This window comes from Saccharothrix sp. 6-C, from assembly GCF_016695385.1.
GTDB classification, from domain to species: Bacteria; Actinomycetota; Actinomycetes; order Mycobacteriales; family Pseudonocardiaceae; genus Actinosynnema; species Actinosynnema texasense.
Genome location: NZ_CP064192.1, coordinates 2993759 through 3012037, shown reverse-complemented (window position 1 = coordinate 3012037; position 18279 = coordinate 2993759). Strand labels below are relative to the sequence as shown.

The 18279-nt window shown below is 73.1% G+C and carries 14 protein-coding genes; 8 read left to right on the top strand and 6 right to left on the bottom strand.

The window, feature by feature from the left end:
• Positions 1–51: 51 nt before the first annotated feature.
• A complete protein-coding gene (locus tag IOD16_RS13305) occupies positions 52–3234 on the bottom strand; it encodes a LamG-like jellyroll fold domain-containing protein (RefSeq protein WP_201440294.1) in 3183 nt (1060 codons plus the stop codon).
• Between the two features lie 213 nt (positions 3235–3447).
• Positions 3448–5142 (bottom strand): HAL/PAL/TAL family ammonia-lyase, encoded by a 1695-nt coding sequence (locus tag IOD16_RS13300; RefSeq protein ID WP_201440293.1) that lies wholly within the window; start codon positions 5140–5142, stop codon positions 3448–3450.
• 325 nt (positions 5143–5467) lie between these two features.
• Here IOD16_RS13300 and IOD16_RS13295 point away from each other — a divergent pair, with 325 nt between their 5' ends.
• Positions 5468–6949, top strand: coding sequence for a cellulose binding domain-containing protein (locus tag IOD16_RS13295; protein WP_236594949.1), 1482 nt, complete (start codon positions 5468–5470; stop codon positions 6947–6949).
• Positions 6950–6958: 9 nt separating this feature from the next.
• On the opposite strand, the gene IOD16_RS13290 is transcribed toward IOD16_RS13295, so the two are convergent.
• Positions 6959–7483, bottom strand: coding sequence for a hypothetical protein (locus IOD16_RS13290; protein ID WP_201440291.1), 525 nt, complete (start codon positions 7481–7483; stop codon positions 6959–6961).
• A gap of 163 nt (positions 7484–7646) precedes the next feature.
• Positions 7647–8558, bottom strand: coding sequence for a hypothetical protein (locus tag IOD16_RS13285; protein WP_201440290.1), 912 nt, complete (start codon positions 8556–8558; stop codon positions 7647–7649).
• Between the two features lie 195 nt (positions 8559–8753).
• Between IOD16_RS13285 and IOD16_RS13280 the strand changes: the two genes are divergently transcribed.
• The 5 genes from IOD16_RS13280 (at position 8754) to IOD16_RS13260 (ending at position 13859) form a co-directional block, all read left to right on the top strand.
• Positions 8754–9572 carry a cupredoxin domain-containing protein gene (locus tag IOD16_RS13280; RefSeq protein ID WP_201440289.1) on the top strand — a complete coding sequence of 273 codons (819 nt, stop codon included), beginning with the start codon at positions 8754–8756 and terminating at the stop codon, positions 9570–9572.
• Positions 9565–10905 carry a multicopper oxidase family protein gene (locus IOD16_RS13275; RefSeq protein ID WP_201440288.1) on the top strand — a complete coding sequence of 447 codons (1341 nt, stop codon included), beginning with the start codon at positions 9565–9567 and terminating at the stop codon, positions 10903–10905. Before IOD16_RS13280 ends, IOD16_RS13275 begins: the two co-directional genes overlap by 8 nt.
• 191 nt (positions 10906–11096) lie before the next feature.
• A complete protein-coding gene (locus IOD16_RS13270; protein WP_201440287.1) occupies positions 11097–11762 on the top strand; it encodes a hypothetical protein in 666 nt (221 codons plus the stop codon).
• A gap of 148 nt (positions 11763–11910) precedes the next feature.
• The gene (locus IOD16_RS13265; protein WP_236594948.1) at positions 11911–12687 is read left to right on the top strand and encodes a DeoR/GlpR family DNA-binding transcription regulator; all 777 of its coding nucleotides are present in this window, start codon (positions 11911–11913) and stop codon (positions 12685–12687) included.
• Positions 12684–13859 carry an MFS transporter gene (locus IOD16_RS13260; protein ID WP_201440286.1) on the top strand — a complete coding sequence of 392 codons (1176 nt, stop codon included), beginning with the start codon at positions 12684–12686 and terminating at the stop codon, positions 13857–13859. Before IOD16_RS13265 ends, IOD16_RS13260 begins: the two co-directional genes overlap by 4 nt.
• Positions 13860–14046: 187 nt before the next feature.
• Here IOD16_RS13260 and IOD16_RS13255 read toward each other — a convergent pair whose 3' ends face one another.
• The gene (locus IOD16_RS13255; RefSeq protein ID WP_201440285.1) at positions 14047–15144 is read right to left on the bottom strand and encodes a hypothetical protein; all 1098 of its coding nucleotides are present in this window, start codon (positions 15142–15144) and stop codon (positions 14047–14049) included.
• Between the two features lie 235 nt (positions 15145–15379).
• Between IOD16_RS13255 and IOD16_RS13250 the strand changes: the two genes are divergently transcribed.
• The gene (locus IOD16_RS13250; RefSeq protein WP_123741963.1) at positions 15380–15658 is read left to right on the top strand and encodes a PspA domain-containing protein; all 279 of its coding nucleotides are present in this window, start codon (positions 15380–15382) and stop codon (positions 15656–15658) included.
• A 150-nt stretch (positions 15659–15808) separates the two neighbouring features.
• Entirely contained in the window at positions 15809–16978 is a 1170-nt protein-coding gene (locus IOD16_RS13245) for a serine hydrolase domain-containing protein (protein WP_201440284.1), read from the top strand.
• On the opposite strand, the gene IOD16_RS13240 is transcribed toward IOD16_RS13245, so the two are convergent.
• Positions 16936–18279, bottom strand: coding sequence for an alpha/beta hydrolase (locus IOD16_RS13240; RefSeq protein ID WP_201440283.1), 1344 nt, complete (start codon positions 18277–18279; stop codon positions 16936–16938). The two genes, IOD16_RS13245 and IOD16_RS13240, sit on opposite strands and share 43 nt — an antisense overlap.

Here is an 18279-nt window from a genome sequence, read left to right as displayed (position 1 = left end):
GGGCGGGATCACGGCGGTGACGACTCGCGGGCTCGGCCTCGGACCGGGCGGTCAGCGGGCGGCGTGCTGCTCCGCCACCTCCGCGTCGGTCAGGGCGCGGTCCACGGCGCGGACCTCGTCGACCGAGCCGTGCCAGAAGTCGCCGCGCACCCCGGCGTACTTGGCGCGACCGATGGCCAACGGCCCGGTGCTCACCTCGTCCGGCCCGATCGGGATCGCGGCGGCACGCACGCCGTCGACGTACAGGCGGTTCTCGCCCGCCGCCTCGTCACGCACGCCCACCAGGTGGTACCAGCGGCCGGGCTCCGGTGTGGCGGCGAGCGTGGCCCGCCGGCCGCCGGGCACGCTGAACGCCCACCTGCCCTGCCCGTACTGCAGGTAGAACGGGTTCTCCACGCGGCGGCCGTCCTGGCTGACCGCGGTGGCGTAGTTGCCGGGCAGCGAGTCCATCCGCACCCACGCCGACACCGAGTACGAGCCGGTGGTGTCCAGCACCGGCCCGGCGGTCTGGGCGTAGTCGCCGTTCCCGTCGAACGTCAGCGCCTGCCCGCGCACGCCGGTCGTCCACGCCGCGTCCCCGGTGAGGGACACCGGGTCCGGCGCGCCACCGGTGTCGTCGCCGTTGCCGTCCAACGACCACAAGCCCTGCCCGTCGTACGTGCGCTCGGCCGCCGCGGCGCCGGCCGCGATGACCCGCTCGTTGATCTCGCGCACGGGCCTGGGGTCGACCTTGATCTCCCGCCGGTCGTAGGTCCACAGGCCGTTCAGCTCGGTTTCCACGTCGGTGATCTGCGTGTAGACCGACCCGGACAGCTCCGCGCCGGCCGCGTCGAGGTAGTGCGTCCCGGTGTTCGACACGTACTTGGCGGTGAGCGCCGCCTTGTCGGCCACACCGCTGTAGATCACGGCCGGCGCGCCCGGCCACTGGTGGCCGGGGGTGCGCAGGGTGAACCCGCCGTGCTCGCCGTCCATCGCCACGCGGGTGGCGTCCGGCCAGGCCGGGTCGGTGTTGTTGTAGTCGTGGTGGTCGATCACGTCGCCCTTGCCGGAGTCGCCCTTCGACGCGCAGCAGTTGACGCCGCTGTGGGCGTTGACGACCCGGGACGGGTCCGCGGCCTTCACCGACTCGGTGATGCGGCCGGTCTCCTCCCGGTTCCACTCGCCCCAGCCCTCGTTGAACACGACCCAGCCGATGACGGCGGGCGAGTCGTGCAGCTGCGCCATCGCACGCCGGCCCTCGGTGAGGAACGCCTCCTGCCCGGTCCGGTCGGTGACGTTGACGTTCACGAAGTCCTGCCACACCAGCATGCCGAGCCGGTCGGCGTGGTAGTACCAGCGGGCGGGCTCGACCTTGATGTGCTTGCGCAGCGCGTTGAACCCGAGGTCCTTCTGGGCCTTGATGTCCCACGCCAGCGCTTCGTCGCTGGGTGCGGTGTTCAGGCCGTCGGGCCAGAAACCCTGGTCGAGCATGGCCAGCGAGAACACCGGCTCGCCGTTGAGGACGAGCTTCGGGAAGCCGGCGACGTCACGCACACCGATGGAACGCATGCCGAAGTAGCTCTCGACCTCGTCCTTGGCGCGGCCGTCCTCCAGGGACACGTCCAGGTCGTACAGGTACGGGTCGGCGGGGCTCCACAGGCGCGGGTTGGGCACCGGCAGGGTCAGGTCGGTGTTCGGCGCGCCGGTGACCGTGCCGACCTTCTTGCCCCGCTGGTCGCGGGCGGTGGCGGTGACCTTGGCGGTCGGCGAGGCCGTCGAGGACGACACGTGCACGGCGAGCGTGCCGCCGGTGATGTCCGGGGTGGTCTTCACGTCGTCGATCGCCTTGTCCGGCACGGGTTCCAGCCACACGGTCTGCCAGATGCCCGAGGACGGCGTGTAGACGATGCCGCCCGGGTTTCGGGACTGCTTGCCGATCGGCTGGTTGTCGCCGGTGGTGTCGGTGACCGCGACAATCAGCTCGTGCCGGCCGCCGCCGCGCAGGGCGTCGGTGACGTCGGCGGTGAACGCGGTGTAGCCGCCGGTGTGCTCGGCGACGAGCGTGCCGTCCACCCACACCCGGGCGTGGTGGTCGACCGCGCCGAAGTTGAGCTTGAGCCGCTGGCCGCGGCCGACCCGCCAGTCGCGCGGCACGTCGAACTGGCGGCGGTAGAACATGTGGTCCTCGTGCCGTTCCAGGCCGGACAGCTGGGACTCCACCGGGAACGGCACGGTGATCCGCTCGGGGAGCCGGCGGCCGAACTCGGGCTGCTGCCCCGCGGTGGCGGCGGAGAACTCCCACTGGCCGTTGAGGTTCAGCCACTCGTCGCGCTTCTGCTGCGGGCGCGGGTACTCGGGCAGCGGGCGGTTCTCGTCGACGTGTTCGCCCCACTCGGTGAGCAGGCGCTGGGTGGAGGTGTTGGTCGCGCTGCGGATGATCCGCGGCACGGTCTCCGCGCCGACGACCAGGCCGCCGTCGCCGTCGTAGGTGACGCGGACCCGTTGCGGCTTCTGGATGGTCGCGCCGAGCCGCACGACGACCTTGGTGCGGTCGCGTCGGTCGAGGGCGACGGACTCGACCGGGAACGGCACGGTGTCGACCTCGACCTTGAGGTGCGCCTTGAGGTCGCCGAGGTGGTGCACCTGCCGGTCGAAGGCCGCCTCCAGCCGCCTGCCGTCGGGCGCCACGGTGAGGCCGACCGGGTAGACCGGGAAGTCCGCGGGCGGGAGGAACGCCGTCTCCGGCACGGGCTGCTTGGCCAGCGTCGGCGTGGACCAGCGCAGGCGCAGGTTCGCGCCGCCGACGTCCTGGAACAGCTCCATCCGGAAGTCGTGCGCTTCGCCCGCGACGAGGTGGACCGGCGCGCTGTGCTGCTCGACGTCCCAGTCCCCGACCCAGTGGTCGATGACCGGCGCGCCGTCGAGGAACATCCGGAAGCCGTTGTCGCCCACGGCGTGGAAGGTGTAGTCGCCGGTGGCGGGCGCGGTGAGGCGGCCGGTCCAGCGGGCGGTGGTGTGCTCGGTGCGGCCGGTGAGCTGCTGGAAGACGCCGGTGAGGTCGGCGAAGTCGACGTTCGGGTCGAGGGTGGCGCCGCCGGACTCGGCGAAGTCGCGGGCGCCGGGCGCGGACATCCGGAAGTACTCGCCCTTGAGGCCGTGCGCGGGCGGCGCGGCGGCGGTCGCGGGACCGGCGAGGACGGGGGTGAGCAGGAGTGCCAAGAGCAGGGCGGACAGCCGTCTGGCGGCACGGGGCATGGAACTCTCCTCGGGGCTCGACTATGAGGCCCATCGCAAACGCCGTTCATCTATCCACAAACCCGAGCAGAAGACAACAAGAAGACTCACATTTGGGAGCGCTCCCACAACTGGACCGCTCAACCTTCCACAAAGGTCCGAACCAGGTCCGCCCACGTCGCCGGTCGCGTCCGACCGCCTACACCCGCCGCCGGCGGCTTCCCCGCCGGATCGTCAGGCCGCGCACTCGTGCCCGCCCGGGGAGAGAGCGGCACGCACCTCGCGGCTCAGCTCGCCACTGCGCACGAGGTCGGTCGCCTTCTCCAGGTCCGGGGTCAGGTAGCGGTCGTCGCCCAACGGCGCGATGTGCCGGCGGACGGCCCGGTGCAACCGGACCGTGCCCTGGCCCAGCGGGAACGCGGCCATCCTGTCCTTGATCAGGTCGATGCCCTGGGCCGCCATCAGGACGTGCACGGCCAGCACCGTCTCCAGGCGGTCGAGGTTGGCGTGCAGGGCGCGGACCGAGGCCATCGCCATCGTGTTGTGGTCCTCCTGCCCGAACTTCGCCGGCCGGGACAGCGTGCCGGCCGGCGTGGCCAGTTGCTGCATCTCGGGCACCAGCGCCACGGCGACGGTCTGCACCTGCACCATGCCCGAGTTCAGGCCGACCTCTCCCCCGGCGAGGTTGGCCGGCAGGTGGTAGCTCCACTTGTCGGCCAGCAGCCGCGCGGACAGCTCCTGCGACAGCACGCCGAGGTCGGCGACCTGGGCGTTGAGCGCGTCGATCTCGTGGCCGAGCAGCGCGGCGTCCCAGTTGCCGCCCATGACGAACTCGTGGCCGCCGCCCGGCTTGGGGAACACCAGCGGGTTGGACGTGGACGCGTTGGCCTCGCGCTCGACGTGACCGCGGGCGTCGGCCAGTCGCTGCCGCAGCGCGCCGACGATGTGCGGGGTGGCGCGGATCGACACGGCGTCCTGGATGCGGGGGCTGTCGTCGCCCATCGCCTTGCGCCCCTCGTCGGTCATCCAGCCCGTGCCGCAGATCAGCGCCCGGGTGACGCGGGCGGCCTCGACCTCGGCGGGGATGCGCCGTTCCTCGTGGGTGCGGGCGTCGAACGCGCCCTGTTCGGCCCTGGTCGCCTCCAGGAACAGCGCGAACGCGCCGTCGTAGGTGTCGAGCAGCCGTTCGGCGCGCACGACGGCGTCGACGTAGCGGGCGGTGACCACGCTGCTCCCGCTGATCAGCGGCAACGCCTCGCCCTGGGCCAGCGTGAAGCCGGGCGCCACGCCGGCCGCGGCGAGGATCTCCGGCGCGGGCCCTTCCCGGCCCTGGAAGCGGGCGGGCGCGGGTTCGCCGGTGAGCACCAGGCCCGCCGCCGCCATCGGCTGGAGGTCGCCGGTGCCCAACGACCCGATCTCCGGCATCCGGGGCGTCACGCCCGCGTTGACCAGCTCCAGGATCCGGTCGACGAACTCCGGTCGCACGCCCATCGCGCCGCGGGCCATCGTGTTGGCCCGCAGCACCAGCGCCAGCCGCGCCACCCGGTCGTCCAGCGCGGGACCGACGCCGGCGGCGTGCGAGCGCAGCACCCGCCGCTGGAACTCCACCCGTTCGGCTTCGGGCAGCGGCTCGTCCTTCAAGGGGCCCAACGCCTGGTTCCACCCGTACACGCGCTGCCCGGCCGCGAGCGCCGCCTCGGCGCCCCGCCGGGTCCCGGCCATCTCCTGGCGGGACTTCAGGCCCAGGTGGACGGTGACGCGGTCGGCTTCCAGCACGGTCACCAACTGCGACCAGGTCAACGAGTCGCCGTCCAGCTCCAGCGAGGGAACGTGCTGCCGGGCCACGCGCTCGGCGGGCGCGGCGGCGGTGCCCGACACCGTGACGGCGCCGACGGCGAGGACGACCAGCAACCGCCACGGGACCCGCATTCGTGCTCCTGCCTCGTTCACCGACCGGGCTTTCGCCCGGGAGCCTGGCACCACGCGCGCGTCGAGGCCGGCCGTGAGCGGGTGAACCGAGCCATCGGGTGACGGACAGCGAGACTCCCCCTGCCCGGTCAGGGCGCACCGGGCTGCTCGGCGGTGGTCGGCGATCCCGGCGAGCCGCACCACCCGGCCGACATCTCGATCCGGGCGCCAATCAATACGCTGCGGCCCTGATCCGCGCCAAACCTTCTGGTTGCGAAATATGTTCGCTACCGTCTCCGGGAGCGCTCCCAGGCGCATTCGTCGGACCGGCCCGTGGAGGAACCAGGTGCGCACCACCCGCTATCGGTCGGTGATCGCCGGCGCGGTCGTCGTCGGCGTGACCGCCGCCCTGACCGCCGCCGCCGTCACCGCGCCCGCCCAGGCGGCCACCGGCTGCCGGGTCGCCTACCAGGTGGGCAACCAGTGGACGGGCGGCTTCGGCGCGAACGTGAGCGTGAGCAACCTCGGCGACCCGGTCGCGAGCTGGCGGTTGACGTGGTCGTTCGCCGCGGGCCAGAAGGTCACCCAGCTGTGGAACGGCACGGCGAGCCAGTCCGGCGCGCGGGTCCAGGTCGACAGCCTGAGCTGGAACGGCCGCCTCGGCACCGGCGCGAGCGCCGGGTTCGGCTTCAACGGCTCGTGGACCGGCTCGAACCCGACGCCGGTGGACTTCGCGCTCAACGGCACCCCGTGCACCGGGACCACCGTCACGTCGACGACCACGACCACCACGACGACCACGACCACGTCCACGCCGCCGGTGACCGACGTCCTCGGCCAGTCGCACACCGTCGGCCGGGTCCGGGCCACCGAGGCCGCCGCGCGGTACACGTGGCCCGGCATCTACTTCGAGAGCCGCTTCCGCGGCACCGGCGTGGGCATCGTGCTCGACGACAGCGTCAACGACTACGACGTCCAGGTCGACGGGACGACCGTCGCCACGCTGGTCACGCCCGGCCGGATCACCCGGTGGATCAACGGCCTGAGCAACGCCGAGCACACCGTGCGGCTGGTCAAGCGCACCGAGAGCGCCTGGGCCACCGGCCAGTTCGGCGGGTTCCTGCCCGCGGCCGGCGGCGAGATCCTCGCCAAGCCGACCGCGCGCACCCGCCAGATCGAGTTCATCGGCGACTCGCTGACCGCCGGCTACGGCAACACCTCCACCACCCGCGACTGCTCGGCCAACGGCGGCGTCGACCGCAACACCAACACCGACCTCGCGTTCGGCCCGCTCACCGCCCGCGCGCTCGGCGCGGACTACCAGGTCAACGCCCACTCCGGCCGCGGCATGGTCCGCAACTACAACGGCGGCGAACCGGACACCACCTTCCGCACCTTCTACGAGCGCGGCCTGCAGAACGTGCCCGGCGACGTGTGGCGCAACCCCGCCACGTGGCACCCCCAGCTGGTCGTGGTCGGCCTGGGCACCAACGACTTCTCCACCGCGATCAACCCCGGCGAGCAGTGGACCCCGGACAGCCTGACCGCCGCCTACAAGTCCGCGTACCAGGGTTTCCTCGACAAGCTCCGCACCCAGTACGGTCCCGGCACGGTCATCGTGGTCAGCGCCACGAACCTGTTCGCCCAGGCCGCCGAGCAGGTCGTCACCGACCGCAACGCCCGCGGCGACCGCCTGGTCCGCTTCTGGAACTACGAGGACCCCAGGCTCGACCGGCTCGGCTGCGACTGGCACTTCTCCCTCAACGACCACCGGCTCATCAACGGCCTGCTCACCGACTACCTCGCCACCCTCCCCATCGCCTGGTGACGGTCGCGGCTACGGGCGGAACACGGTCAGCGTGGTCGGGCCGGTGAGGCTGGAGATCCCGGCGCCACCGCATCCCAGGACGTCCGGTGTCACCAGCACGGCCACCTGTTCCGCGCTCGCACCCGCGAACGTGCCGCCGGTGATCAGGCCCGTGTTGGTGATCACCGCCTGGCCGGCGACGTCGCTGACGGTCCAGTTGTAGGCGAAGGTCGTGGGCGCGGCCAGCGGGTTGCTCCACGTGTACGTGCGCGCCGCCGCGCCCGCGCTGAGCAGCGTCGCGCACGACACGGTGTCGGTGAACACCTGGTCGTAGGACCCGCTGGGCGCGGCGAGGTTGGTGCAGGTCGGGAAGTATCCGGTGAGGTGACCTTCCACGACCCGCGGCGTGTTGGTGATGGGCGGGTCGTAGGTCACCGCCCACGTGCCGACGCAGACCTGCTCCACGGTCACCGCGCCGGCCGCGCCGGTGGTGGCGACCACGCCGGCCGCCGCGAGCAACACCGACGCCAAGAACGACGCGAACCTCCGTGGCATGACTCCCTGCCCTTCATCGACGACGCCCCGACTCCCTTGTGTGGGTAGCCCTCCCAAGGCTCGGCGGACACCGCTGTTCAGGGAGACATTGCGCATCCGTGCGCCGAACTCCTGCATCCACACCGACAAGCACTGCGGCTGACGCGGGCGGGCAGGCGCCCGCCTACTCGCAGCCGACGCCGTCGTGGTCCGAGTCCAAGCCGTACTCGTCCGGCCCGATCACCGTGATCGGGCCGGTCACGTACGCGGGACCGTTGCCCTTGCCGGGTCGGCAGTCGACGTCGCTCGCGAACGGCACGCACGGCAGGTAGCTGGGGTGGCAGCCCTGGTTCGGCGCGGGCGGCGGCGGGGCCTGGGTCGCCGTGTCGGGCTGCGGGTTGGGTTGCGGCTTCGGTTCGGGGTTGGGCTGCGGCTTCGGAGCAGGCGCGGCGGTGGTCGTGGTGGCCGTAGTCGTCGTGGTGGCGGTCGTAGTCGTGGTGGTCGTGGTGGTGGTCGTCGTCGTAGTCGGCACGGTGGTCGTGGTCGTCGTGCTGGTCGCGGTCGTGGTGAGCGCGGCGGCGGTGTCCTTCGTGGACGGTGTTTCGTCCGCGAACGCCCCGATCACGACGAACAGGAGCACCACGGCCCCGGCGGCGATCCACACAGGACGGTGGGACTTCCGCGGCGCCGGCGGGGCGAGGACGGCCGTCTGCGGCGGCACGACGACACCCGAGGCGTCACGCGGCAGGTAGAGCACGACCTCCAGGCCGCGGTCGCCGACCCGGATCACCGCCTCGCACCCCGGCACGCCACCGGCGTCGAGCACCTGGCCCATGATGTCGGCGTAGCGCCGGGACATCAGGTACGTCAGCTCACCGACCCGCCGACCGTCCAACCTGACTTCGACGGCGTACTGGCCGCGGTACTTGCCCGAACCGATCACGCACCACGTCAACCCGACCGCGACGCGACGCTGCCCACCCGGCGCGACGGGGTACCTCGCCAACCACGCCTGGTGATCCTCCTCGCCCGTCACGACGACCGGCACCCCGGCCTCCAGCATGACCAGACCTGACGGCGAGTTCTCCACCACCACGACCACTTCCCTGCGCCGAACGGATGTACGCAGGTCATCGGCCCGGTTCCCGCAGCCGTTACCGCACCGCGAAGAGTGACTGAACACTCACCAGCGAGAAGCGGTCGGTTTCTCAGCTCCGCTTGACAGGTTGTCAGGTGCACGATGAGCTGTGCGAGTAGTGAGTGACTAATCAATCACCAACCTGGAGTCGTCATGAGCACCCCTGCACCCCGACGCCGGACCTCCTCGGCGAACACCGCCCTGGCCGCGGCCGCGGTCCTGGCGGCGGCGAACGCGTTCGCCTTCCTGGTCCTGGCCGGGCGACCCGACCCGGGCATGGCCGCCGTCTCGGTCCTGCCCCTGGCCGCGGCCGTGCTGCTGTGGCGACGCGCCCGGGTGGCGCCGTTCGCGACGATCGCGGTGGCGGCACTGGTGGTGATCATCCGGCCGGTCGACCTGGCGTTCGACCTGGTCCGACCCGGTGCCGTGCTGCCGTTCGCGACCGCGGCGGCGCTCGTGGCCGCCGCCGGGGTGGCGATCGTGTCGTCGCTGGTCCTGGTGCTGCGCCCGAGCGCCGGGCGCGGCGACCGGCTCGTCGGCGTCGGCGGTGGCGCGGCCGTCGGGGTGGCGTTGGCGGCGACCCTGCTGGTGGTGTGGCCCCAGGCCGACGACACCGGGTCGCTGACCGACGAGCAGCTCGCCGCGCTGCCGACCGTGGACCTGACGAACTTCAAGTTCTCCCCCGCACAGCTGCGCGTCGGCCGGGGACAGCCGGTGGCGTTCAAGTTCACCAACGACACCGACGACAACCACACGTTCACCATCACCGAGCTGGGCGTGGACCTCGAGGTGCCCAGCGGCCGGACCCGGATCGCCGTGGTGGACGCCCGGCCGGGTCGGTACGCGGTGCACTGCGCGGCCGGCGACCACCGCGAGAAGGGCATGGTCGGCCGGTTGACCGTCACCGACGACGCGCTGACGTCCCCCACCGCCGCGCCCGCGACGTCCACCGGAGCGCACCACCATGGCTGAGCGGAAGATGTCCCGGCGCACCGCGCTGATCGCGGGCGGGCTGACGGCCGGGGCGCTCGTCGCCGGCGGTGTGCCGCTCCTGCGCGCCTCCCTGGCCGGGCCCGCCGACGGCCCGGCGCTCCCCCAGCCCGCCACGCTCCCGCTGCGCGCGGGCGCGGACGGCGTGCTGCGCGGTGAGCTGGTCGCCACCGGAACCGGGAACTCGCTGCAGTACAACGGTTCCACGCCCGGTCCGCTGGTCAAGCTCCGCGAAGGCGACCGGGTCCGGCTGGAGTTCCGCAACGGCCTCGACGCCGACAGCAGCCTCCACCTGCACGGCCTGCCGCTCGCACCGGCGGTGGACGCCCCGCTGACCCACCTGTCGCCCGGCTCGACGAGCGCGCAGGAGTTCACCGTGCCCGAGGGTGTCGCCGGCACCTACTGGTACCACCCGCACGCCCACGGCGACGTCGAACGGCAGCTGCTCGCGGGCCTCGCCGGGCCGATCGTCGTCACCGGCGCGACCGACGAGCTGCTGGAGTCGTGCGACGACCGGCTCCTGATGCTCACCCGCACCGGCCCGGACGTCAGCGTCAACGGCGCGGTCCGCCCCGTGCTGACGCCCACCAGCGGCCGGACCCGCCTGCGCCTGCTCAACGCCACGGCGGGCGACCACCTGCTGCTCGGCGTGCGGCGGTCGGGCGAGCCCACCGCCCTGCACCTGGTCGCGACCGACGGCGGTTTCGTGGCCGAGCCGGTCGAGCTCGCCGAAGTCCTGCTGGCCCCCGGTGAACGCGCCGAGGTGCTGGTGGACACCAGCGTCGCCGGCCGGCTGGAGCTCACCGCGCTGCCGTACTCGGTCTACGGCGAGGGCGGGGCGGCCGGCGCCGCGTTCCGGGTGGCCGCGTTGGACGTGCCGGCGGGCCTGGCCCCGGTGGCGCTGCCCGCCCGGTTGCGCGACGTGGAGGCGCTGGACGAGGCGAACGCCGCGCGCCGGCGGCGGATCGCGTTCGGCGGCGCGGCGACCGACCACTTCACCCTGGACGGCAGGACCTTCGACCACCACCGGGTGGACCTCCAGGCCCGTCTCGGCACCCTGGAGGTCTGGGAGGTCGTCAACGACCACACCACCGACCACCCGTTCCACCTGCACAGCTACTCGTTCCAGGTCCTGTCCCGCGACGGCGTCCCGGAGCCGCTGCGGGCCTGGCGCGACACCGTGAACGTCCCGCCGGGCGGCACGGTCGAGATCGCCGTCCCGTTCCGCGGCGAACCGGGCCGCACGGTCTACCACTGCCACATCGCCTCCCACGAGGACCTGGGAATGATGGGGGTGCTGGACGTCACCGGCTGACGCGCGGAACACCGCGCTTCTGAGTCATGTGACGCACAAGCCGCTCCCACCGCGCGGTACAACCGAACCGGCGCAGCACATCCGCGACACGAGCGGAGCCCTGTCACCGAGGCCGGTCGTGCCGTCCGCCGGACGGTCGTCGCGGTGGGCTCGGAGGACCGCGCTGCGCGCCAGGGGACAGGAGGTGCGAGGTGAAGCGCTGGTTGACGCTGATCGGAGTCGTCGTCCTGCTGATCTTGGTCACGGTGGGGCTCGTCGCGTACCTGCCACCGGACCACCGCGTGACGTTCCTGGTCGACGCCTCCGCGTCGGGCCCGGACTTCCGCGAGGTGGCGGACGCGGTCGGCTCGGCCGCCCGGAACGCGGGCGACGGCGACGCGCTGGCCCTGCGCCGGTTCGGCGGCGAGTGCGACCGGCCGGACAACACGGTTGAGGTCGTCCCGGTCGGCGAAGGGCAGGGCGGGCGGATCGACGAGGCGGTCCGCTCGATCGAGCCGGGCGGCCGGTCGACGCTGCTCAGCGGCATCCTCGCCGCCATCGACGACTTCGACCGCTACTACCCGTTCCGGGGCGACAAGAGCAACCGCGTCGTCGTGGTGGCCCGCAACGGCGTCGAGGCGTGCGGGAAGGACGCCGCCGCGGTCCGCGCCCTGGTCGAGGAGCACTCGAAGCGGGTCGAGGTGCGGCTCGACTTCCGCTTCGTGGCCCACCGGTTGACCGAGCAGCAGGTCGGCGACCTGTCCGCGCTCGCGGCGGCGGTCGGCGCGCCGCCGCCGCGGCGGACCGGGACGGCCGACGAACTCGCCCGCGCGGTGACGGAGCCGGCGATGCCCGGCGACCTCGGGCGGCGGAGGTGACGGTGCCCTCGGCCGAGCGCCGCGCACGGGCACGCCCACCAGCCCGGTCACGTGCGGATCGACCGGCCGGAGGCCGCTCGACCGACCGGATGCGATCGTAAGCACAAACCACTTGTTCGAACGCACATAATTTGCGACCGTTGCTCACGTGAAGAGCGCCGACCGCCACCGGGTGATCATCGAACGGCTCCGCTCCGGCGCGCAGGTCGCCGTGGCGGACCTGGCGACGGCCACCGGCGCGTCGGAGATGACCATCCGCCGTGACCTGGACCTGCTCGCGGCGGGCGGTGCGCTGCGCCGCGTGCACGGCGGGGCGGTGCCGCTGAGCCCGGCGGGCGTCGAACCGCCGTTCACCGCGCGCACGGCGACCGCGAACGGCGCGAAACGCGCCATCGCCGCCGCGGCCGTCGGGCTGATCCGGGACGGCGAGACGATCGTGCTCGACAGCGGCACGACGGCGGTCGAGGTGGCCAAGCTGCTGCGCGGCCGCCCGGTCACCGTGATGCCCCTGTCCCTGCACGCGGTGCGCGAGCTGCTCGACGCGCCCGAGGTGCGGCTGCTGCTGCCCGGCGGCGAGCCGAGGCCCGGCGAGCTGGCGATGGTCGGCCCGCTGGCGTTGGCGTCGCTGCGCGCCCTGCGGTTCGACGTGGCCGTGCTCAGCCCGTGCGCGATCGACCTGGACGCCGGGCTCACCGCGCACAACCTGGCCGACGCCGAGGTCAAGCAGCAGGCGATGGCCGTGTCCGGTCGCACGGTCGTGCTCGCCGACGCCACGAAGTTCGAGCGCACCGCGCTGGCCCACGTCTGCCCCGCCGACCGACCGGACGTGCTGGTCACCGATCCCGACTCCCCCGCCGAGGCGCGCCGCGAGCTGGCCGCGCGCGGGGTGCTCGTGCACGTAGCCGAACGACTGGAGAACCTGTGACGACCGCCCTGCCGCGCGCCGCACGCGTCGCGACGTGGACCTACTTCACCATCAACGGGTTCGCCGTCGGGCTGTGGGTGGTGCACATCCCGAACGTCGAACGCGCGACCGGCATCTCGCACAGCGCCCTCGGCGGGCTGCTGCTCGTGCTCGGCGCGGCGGCGTTCCTCGGCATGCAGGTGGCCGGTCCGCTCGCCGACCGGTTCGGCCAGCGCAAGCTCCTGCCCGCGGCCGGGGTGCTGCTCGGCATCGCCCTGTTCTTCCCCGGCCTGGCCACGTCGTGGTGGACGTTGGGGCTGGCCCTGCTGTGCTTCGGCTTCGGCAACGGCACGATCGACGTGGCGATGAACTCGCACGCCGTGGTCGTGGAACGCGCCTACCCGAGGCCGATCATGGCGTCGTTCCACGCGATGTGGTCGATCGGCGGCGCGATCGCGGCCCTGGTGGGCGCGGTCACGTTGGGTGCCGACGTGCCCACGGCGGTGACGTTGAGCGCGTGCGGCGTGTTCACCATCGTGGTGTCGCTGGTGGCGAGCCGGTTCCTGATGGACGGCCGTCCCGAGCCGGAGGAGGCCGCGTCGGACGCGCCGGCCGCCAAGCCGTCGACCAAGCTGGTGTGGCTGCTGGGCGCCATCGCGTTCGCCATGATGCTGGCCGAGGGCGTCGCCAACGACTGGGCCGCGCTGCACGCCGAGGACGTCCTGGGCACCTCCACCAGCACGGCGGCCTTCGCCTACGGGTCGTTCGCGGTGGCGATGACCGTGGGCCGGTTCGCGACCGACCGGGTCGCCGCGCTCGTCGGGCCCGTCGCGATCGTGCGGTACGGGTCGGCGCTGGCCGCGTTCGGGCTCTTGCTCGTGGTGTTCTCGCCGTGGGTGGGGTTGGCGTTCGCGGGTTGGGCGTTGTTCGGCCTGGGGCTGTCGGGCAGCGTGCCGCAGCTCTTCTCGGCCGCGGGCAACCTGGACAAGCGGTCGTCCGGCGCGTTGATGGCGCGGGTCGTCGGCCTCGGCTACGTGGGTCTGCTCGCGGGCCCGGCGCTGATCGGCGGTCTGGCCCACTGGATCCCGCTGAACGTGGCGTTCCTCGTGCCGGTGGCGTTGTGCCTGCTGGCCGTCGGCTTCGCCAACGTCCTCGCGCCGCGCCAGGCGGAGGAGCGCGTCGAGTCGCGCTGACCCCCGAGCCGTTCGGGCCGCGGCACCAGCGCGGTGGCCGCGGCCGAGGGCCTTCGAAGGCGGGCAGGAGCGGGGTACCGGTCCATCACGGGCCCCGGGTCAGGCGAGGCCGACGGTTGCAGGTCCGGTCACGGCGTCCCGCTGTCGACCCCGGCGGCGGTCGGGGTCGACAGTGGACGGTCGACGGTCAGAGCGGGATGTAGACGCCGAAGTCGCGGTTCGCGGTGCGGAAGTCCTGGAAGCCGATCCGCGCGCCCGCCGCCCTCGTCACGGTGCCCTTGGCGATCACGCCGCCCGCCGACGAGGGGCCGTACACGGGTCCGCCGCTGTCACCGGCGCGCGCGGCGGGCTGGCCGTTCATCTGCTCGCCCTCCACCAGGTCCTCGCGGTCGGCGTAGAAGAACAGGACCTTGATGTTGCACACGGGCGCGCCGGTCACCCGGGCGCTGGTGACACCGGACTGGCACAGGTACTCGCCGGTGTAGACGTCGCCCCAGCCCCGGACCACCTCGGTGGAGTTGCTGTCACCGCCGCCGACGTACTGCTGGTTCACCACGTTGCCGGTGGGGATGAGCATGATGTCGTGGTCGCCGTGCTTGGCGCCGGCCGTGCCGATGTACTCGCCGGTGGGGTCGGTGACACGCACACCGGGGTTGCCGCAGTGGCCCGCCGTGAGCAGGAACCGGGCGTTGTCGCCGTTGCGGACGGAGAACCCGGACGTGCACGCGGCGTTGCCCAGCACGATCGTCGCGCCGCCCTTCCACGGCGGCGCGTCGTTCTGGCGGGACACCGGCGCCAGCGGCTCCTCCACCACGGTCCGCACCGGCACGTCGACCCGCACGGAGCGGGTCGCGAACCCGGACGTCACCCCCAGCACCAGGCCGCTGCCGTCGGCGGGGAGCTTGATCGCGTGCACGCCGGGTCCGCGCTGCGCCTGCACGACCTTCGCGGCCTCGCGCAGTTCGGCGTCGGAGTGGCGGGCGGCCTGGAAGGTCACCGGCGCCTCGCCCCGGGACGCGGCGGCGCGCACGGCGGCCGGCACGTCGCCCTTCCACCACAGGGCCACGTGGTCGTCTTCCAGGACCAGTCCGGCGAAACCGGTGTGCCCGCCTCGCCGCACCTCCGCCTGGATCGTGTCGGCGGTGCGCACGAGCGGCTGCTGGGCGAGCATCCGGTCCCAGTCGGTGACCGGACCGGCGACGGCGGTGGCGGCGGGAGCGGTGATCAGGGCGGCCGACGCGACGGCCGCGGCGGCTATGGCGGTGATCGTGCGTGCTGTCCTCACGAGCGGAACTCCTCTGCGTGACAGGGACGGACAGCGGCGGCACCTCCCAGGCTATGGTCTGGACCAAACGCCTGTCACTGACACAACCGGACAAGAACGCACGGAGTCGAACAGCCCCGAGCACTCCGGCGCGGGCTGGAGGGTTCTGCCGGTGGCGCGGGTGCGACCGGCGGGAAGAGGCCTGGGCGTTCCTCGAGAGGTAGCCTCGTGGTCGGCACAGTGAACGGAGTGGGCGATGAGCGGCGAACGGGAACCGGTGATCGACGCCGAGGTCGTGGAGCACGAGGCGGCCCCGGTCGTGGTGCCTCCCGCCGACTACACCGAGGGCGGCGTGCCCACGTTCGAGCACGTCCGCGACCGGATCGAGGGTCGGGTCGCCACCGGGATCGGCGCGGAAGAGCTCGCCGAGGCCACCCCGGAGGCGAAGGCGGTCGAGGACCGGTTCGAGGCACGTCGGCAGGCCGGGCTCGACAAGCTCGAGGAGATCCGCCGGTCCATGCGCGGCGACGCGTAGCCCGAAGCGCCGGAACGGCGAAAGCGCGAAAAGCGCCGGACGTCGAATATGGAAAAGATATAGCGCGACGACCGGTTACCGGCGGAAGCGGAATTGCCTAGGGTGCTCAGCGTTGGTTTCACGACGCTGACGGATCCTGGGGGATCTCGCATGAATCGTGTGGTGCGCCGAGCGGTCGCCCTTGCCGCGGGCACGGTCTTGTTCACCGGTGCGGCGGTCACGTCGGCCGCGGCGGTGCCGTCGTCGCGCGCCGGGCTCCAAGCGGCGCTGGACGGTGCGGTGGCCGTCGGCTCGCCCGGCGCTTTCGCCGGTGTCCTCGACGCCGACGGGCAGTGGTACGGCCACAGCGGAGTCGGCAGTCTCGCCGAGCGCGGCGCGCCCCGGCCGCGCGGGCAGTTCAGGGCGGGCAGCATCACCAAGACCGTGGTCGCCACCGCCGTGCTGCAACTGGTCGGCGAGGGGCGGGTGCGGCTGGAGGACCGGGTCCAGGACCGGCTGCCCGGGCTGCTGCCGTACGCCGAACCGATCACCGTGCGCCAGTTGCTCCAGCACACCAGCGGCATCCCGTTCACCGAGCGGTGGGACACCCCGGCGGAGATCGACTCGACGCGGTGGCGGCACCGGACACCGGACGAGACGATCCGCGAGGGCACCGAGGGCAAGCCGCTGTCCTTCCCGCCGGGTCGGGGCGTGGAGTACTCCAACACCAACTACGCGGTGCTCGGGAAGCTCGTGGAGGAGCTCACCGGCCGGTCGTTGCACTCCGAGTTGCAGCGGCGCGTGCTGGACCGGGCCGGGATGCGGGACAGCTACCTCCCCTACCGCCACCCCCGCGTCGACCGGCCGGCCGCGCGCGGCTACGAGTGGCTGCACGGCCCCGACGCCGCGCCGACCGACGTCACCGACTACGAGATGTCCCGGTTCTGGGGCTCGGGCAACCTGGTGTCCACGGTCGACGACCTGAACCGGTTCTTCCGCGCCCTGCTCGCGGGCGGGCTCGTGCCGGCGGCGCAGGCCGCCGAGATGCGCGGCACGGTGCCCAGCGGGATCGCGGGGCTGGAGTTCGGGCTCGGCCTGATGCGGATCCCGCTGCCGCCGGGCTGCGCCGCGCCGGAGATCTGGGGCTTCAACGGCTCGGTGCCCGGCTACCACACGTGGACGATGCACTCCCCCGACGCCCGGCGGCAGGTCACGGTCGGCGTCACCGCGAACCTGACGTCGCCCCCGGCCCAGGACGCCGCCCTCGGCGCGGTGTTCGCCGAGTTCTGCCCGGCGGGTCAGCAGGTCGCGTCGCGGCCGGGCGCGGCGCCGAGCAGGTAGGAGTCCGCGGCGGCGCGGGTGCACTCGTTGGCGTGGTAGACGCCGTGCCCCGGGCCGTCGAACGTGACCAGGTGCGAGCCCTTCGCCTGCCGGTGCACGGTCTGCGCCCACCGGTACGGCGTGGCCACGTCGTAGCGGCTGGTCAGGACGAGCAGCGGCGGCGCCTCGTCGACGTCGAGGCGGTGCGGCGGGTTGGCCGGGCGCCCGGTGAAGCCGACGCACGTGGCGGCTTCCTGGTGGCCGAGGAACGAGCCGCGCAGCGTGGGCGCCGCGCGCAGTTCGGCGTCGCGCGACGCCCGGTACTCGGCGAAGTCCGCGAACCGCAGCGCGAAGTCCTGGCACACCACGGCGTAGCGCAGGGAGTCGTAGTTCGGCTCGAACGACGCCCGCACCCCGCCGACGTCGGCGATGAGCGACGCCAGGCTCTCCCACTCGCCGCCGCGGATGTCGATGAACGCGCTGTGGATCAGCTCGCCCCGGCCCCAGCCGATCGCGTCGGCCTCGTCCAGCGCCCGCTCCCAGGCCGCGTGGACGTCTTGGCCGTGCAGCGCGCACGTGGTGTTCTCCGCGCACCACGCGACGAACACGCCGAACGCCTCCTCCGCGGCCCGCGCCCGGTCCAGCAGCAGCCGGGGCAGCTCGGCGCTGTGGTCGATCACGCCGTCGAGCACCATCGAGCGCACCCGCGGGCCGAACAGCTCCGCGTACTGCTGGCCGAGCAGCGTGCCGTAGGAGATGCCGTAGAAGCTGATCCGCCGCTCGCCCAGCGCCTTGCGCACCGCGTCCAGGTCCCGCGCCGAACGGGCGGTGTCGACGTGGTCGAACACGGGGTGCTCGGCGCGGCAGTCGTCGCGCACGGCGCGGTTGTACTCGGCCAGCGCCGCGAACCCGGCCTCGTCGGCCGGGTCGTCGCCGGGGTTCGGCGGCGTCACGTCGAACGAGCAGCGGATCGCCGAGCTGTTGTTCGTGCCGAGCTGGTCGAAGCCGACGACGTCGAACCTGGCCCGCACCTCGGCGCTCAGGTAGGGGGCGCGGGCGAACTCCGCGGCGGACCCGCCGGGGCCGCCCGCGTCCACGAACACCACGCCGATCCGGCGCGCGGGGTCGGTGGCGCGGACCCGTGACACGGCCAGGTCCGCCCGCGGGCCGCGCGGGTGGGACCAGTCGAGGGGGACGGACACCGTGCCGCAGTCGGCCGCGGGCTGGTCCGGGCAGGGCTGCCAGGCGATCGTCGCCGCCTCCGCCTCGGGTGCGACCAGCAGCAGGCTCGCGGCCAGCGCGGTGACGAGCAACGTCCGCAT

Excerpts from the sequence above, each read along its gene's own strand:
- IOD16_RS13275 (WP_201440288.1), top strand. The coding sequence starts at position 9,565 with ATGGCTGAGCGGAAGATGTCCCGGCGCACCGCGCTGATCGCGGGCGGG.
- IOD16_RS13250 (WP_123741963.1), top strand. The coding sequence starts at position 15,380 with ATGAGCGGCGAACGGGAACCGGTGATCGACGCCGAGGTCGTGGAGCAC.
- IOD16_RS13245 (WP_201440284.1), top strand. The coding sequence starts at position 15,809 with ATGAATCGTGTGGTGCGCCGAGCGGTCGCCCTTGCCGCGGGCACGGTC.
- IOD16_RS13290 (WP_201440291.1), bottom strand. The coding sequence starts at position 7,483 with ATGCCACGGAGGTTCGCGTCGTTCTTGGCGTCGGTGTTGCTCGCGGCG.
- IOD16_RS13240 (WP_201440283.1), bottom strand. The coding sequence starts at position 18,279 with ATGCGGACGTTGCTCGTCACCGCGCTGGCCGCGAGCCTGCTGCTGGTC.
- IOD16_RS13305 (WP_201440294.1), bottom strand. The coding sequence starts at position 3,234 with ATGCCCCGTGCCGCCAGACGGCTGTCCGCCCTGCTCTTGGCACTCCTG.
- IOD16_RS13280 (WP_201440289.1), top strand. The coding sequence starts at position 8,754 with ATGAGCACCCCTGCACCCCGACGCCGGACCTCCTCGGCGAACACCGCC.
- IOD16_RS13300 (WP_201440293.1), bottom strand. The coding sequence starts at position 5,142 with ATGCGGGTCCCGTGGCGGTTGCTGGTCGTCCTCGCCGTCGGCGCCGTC.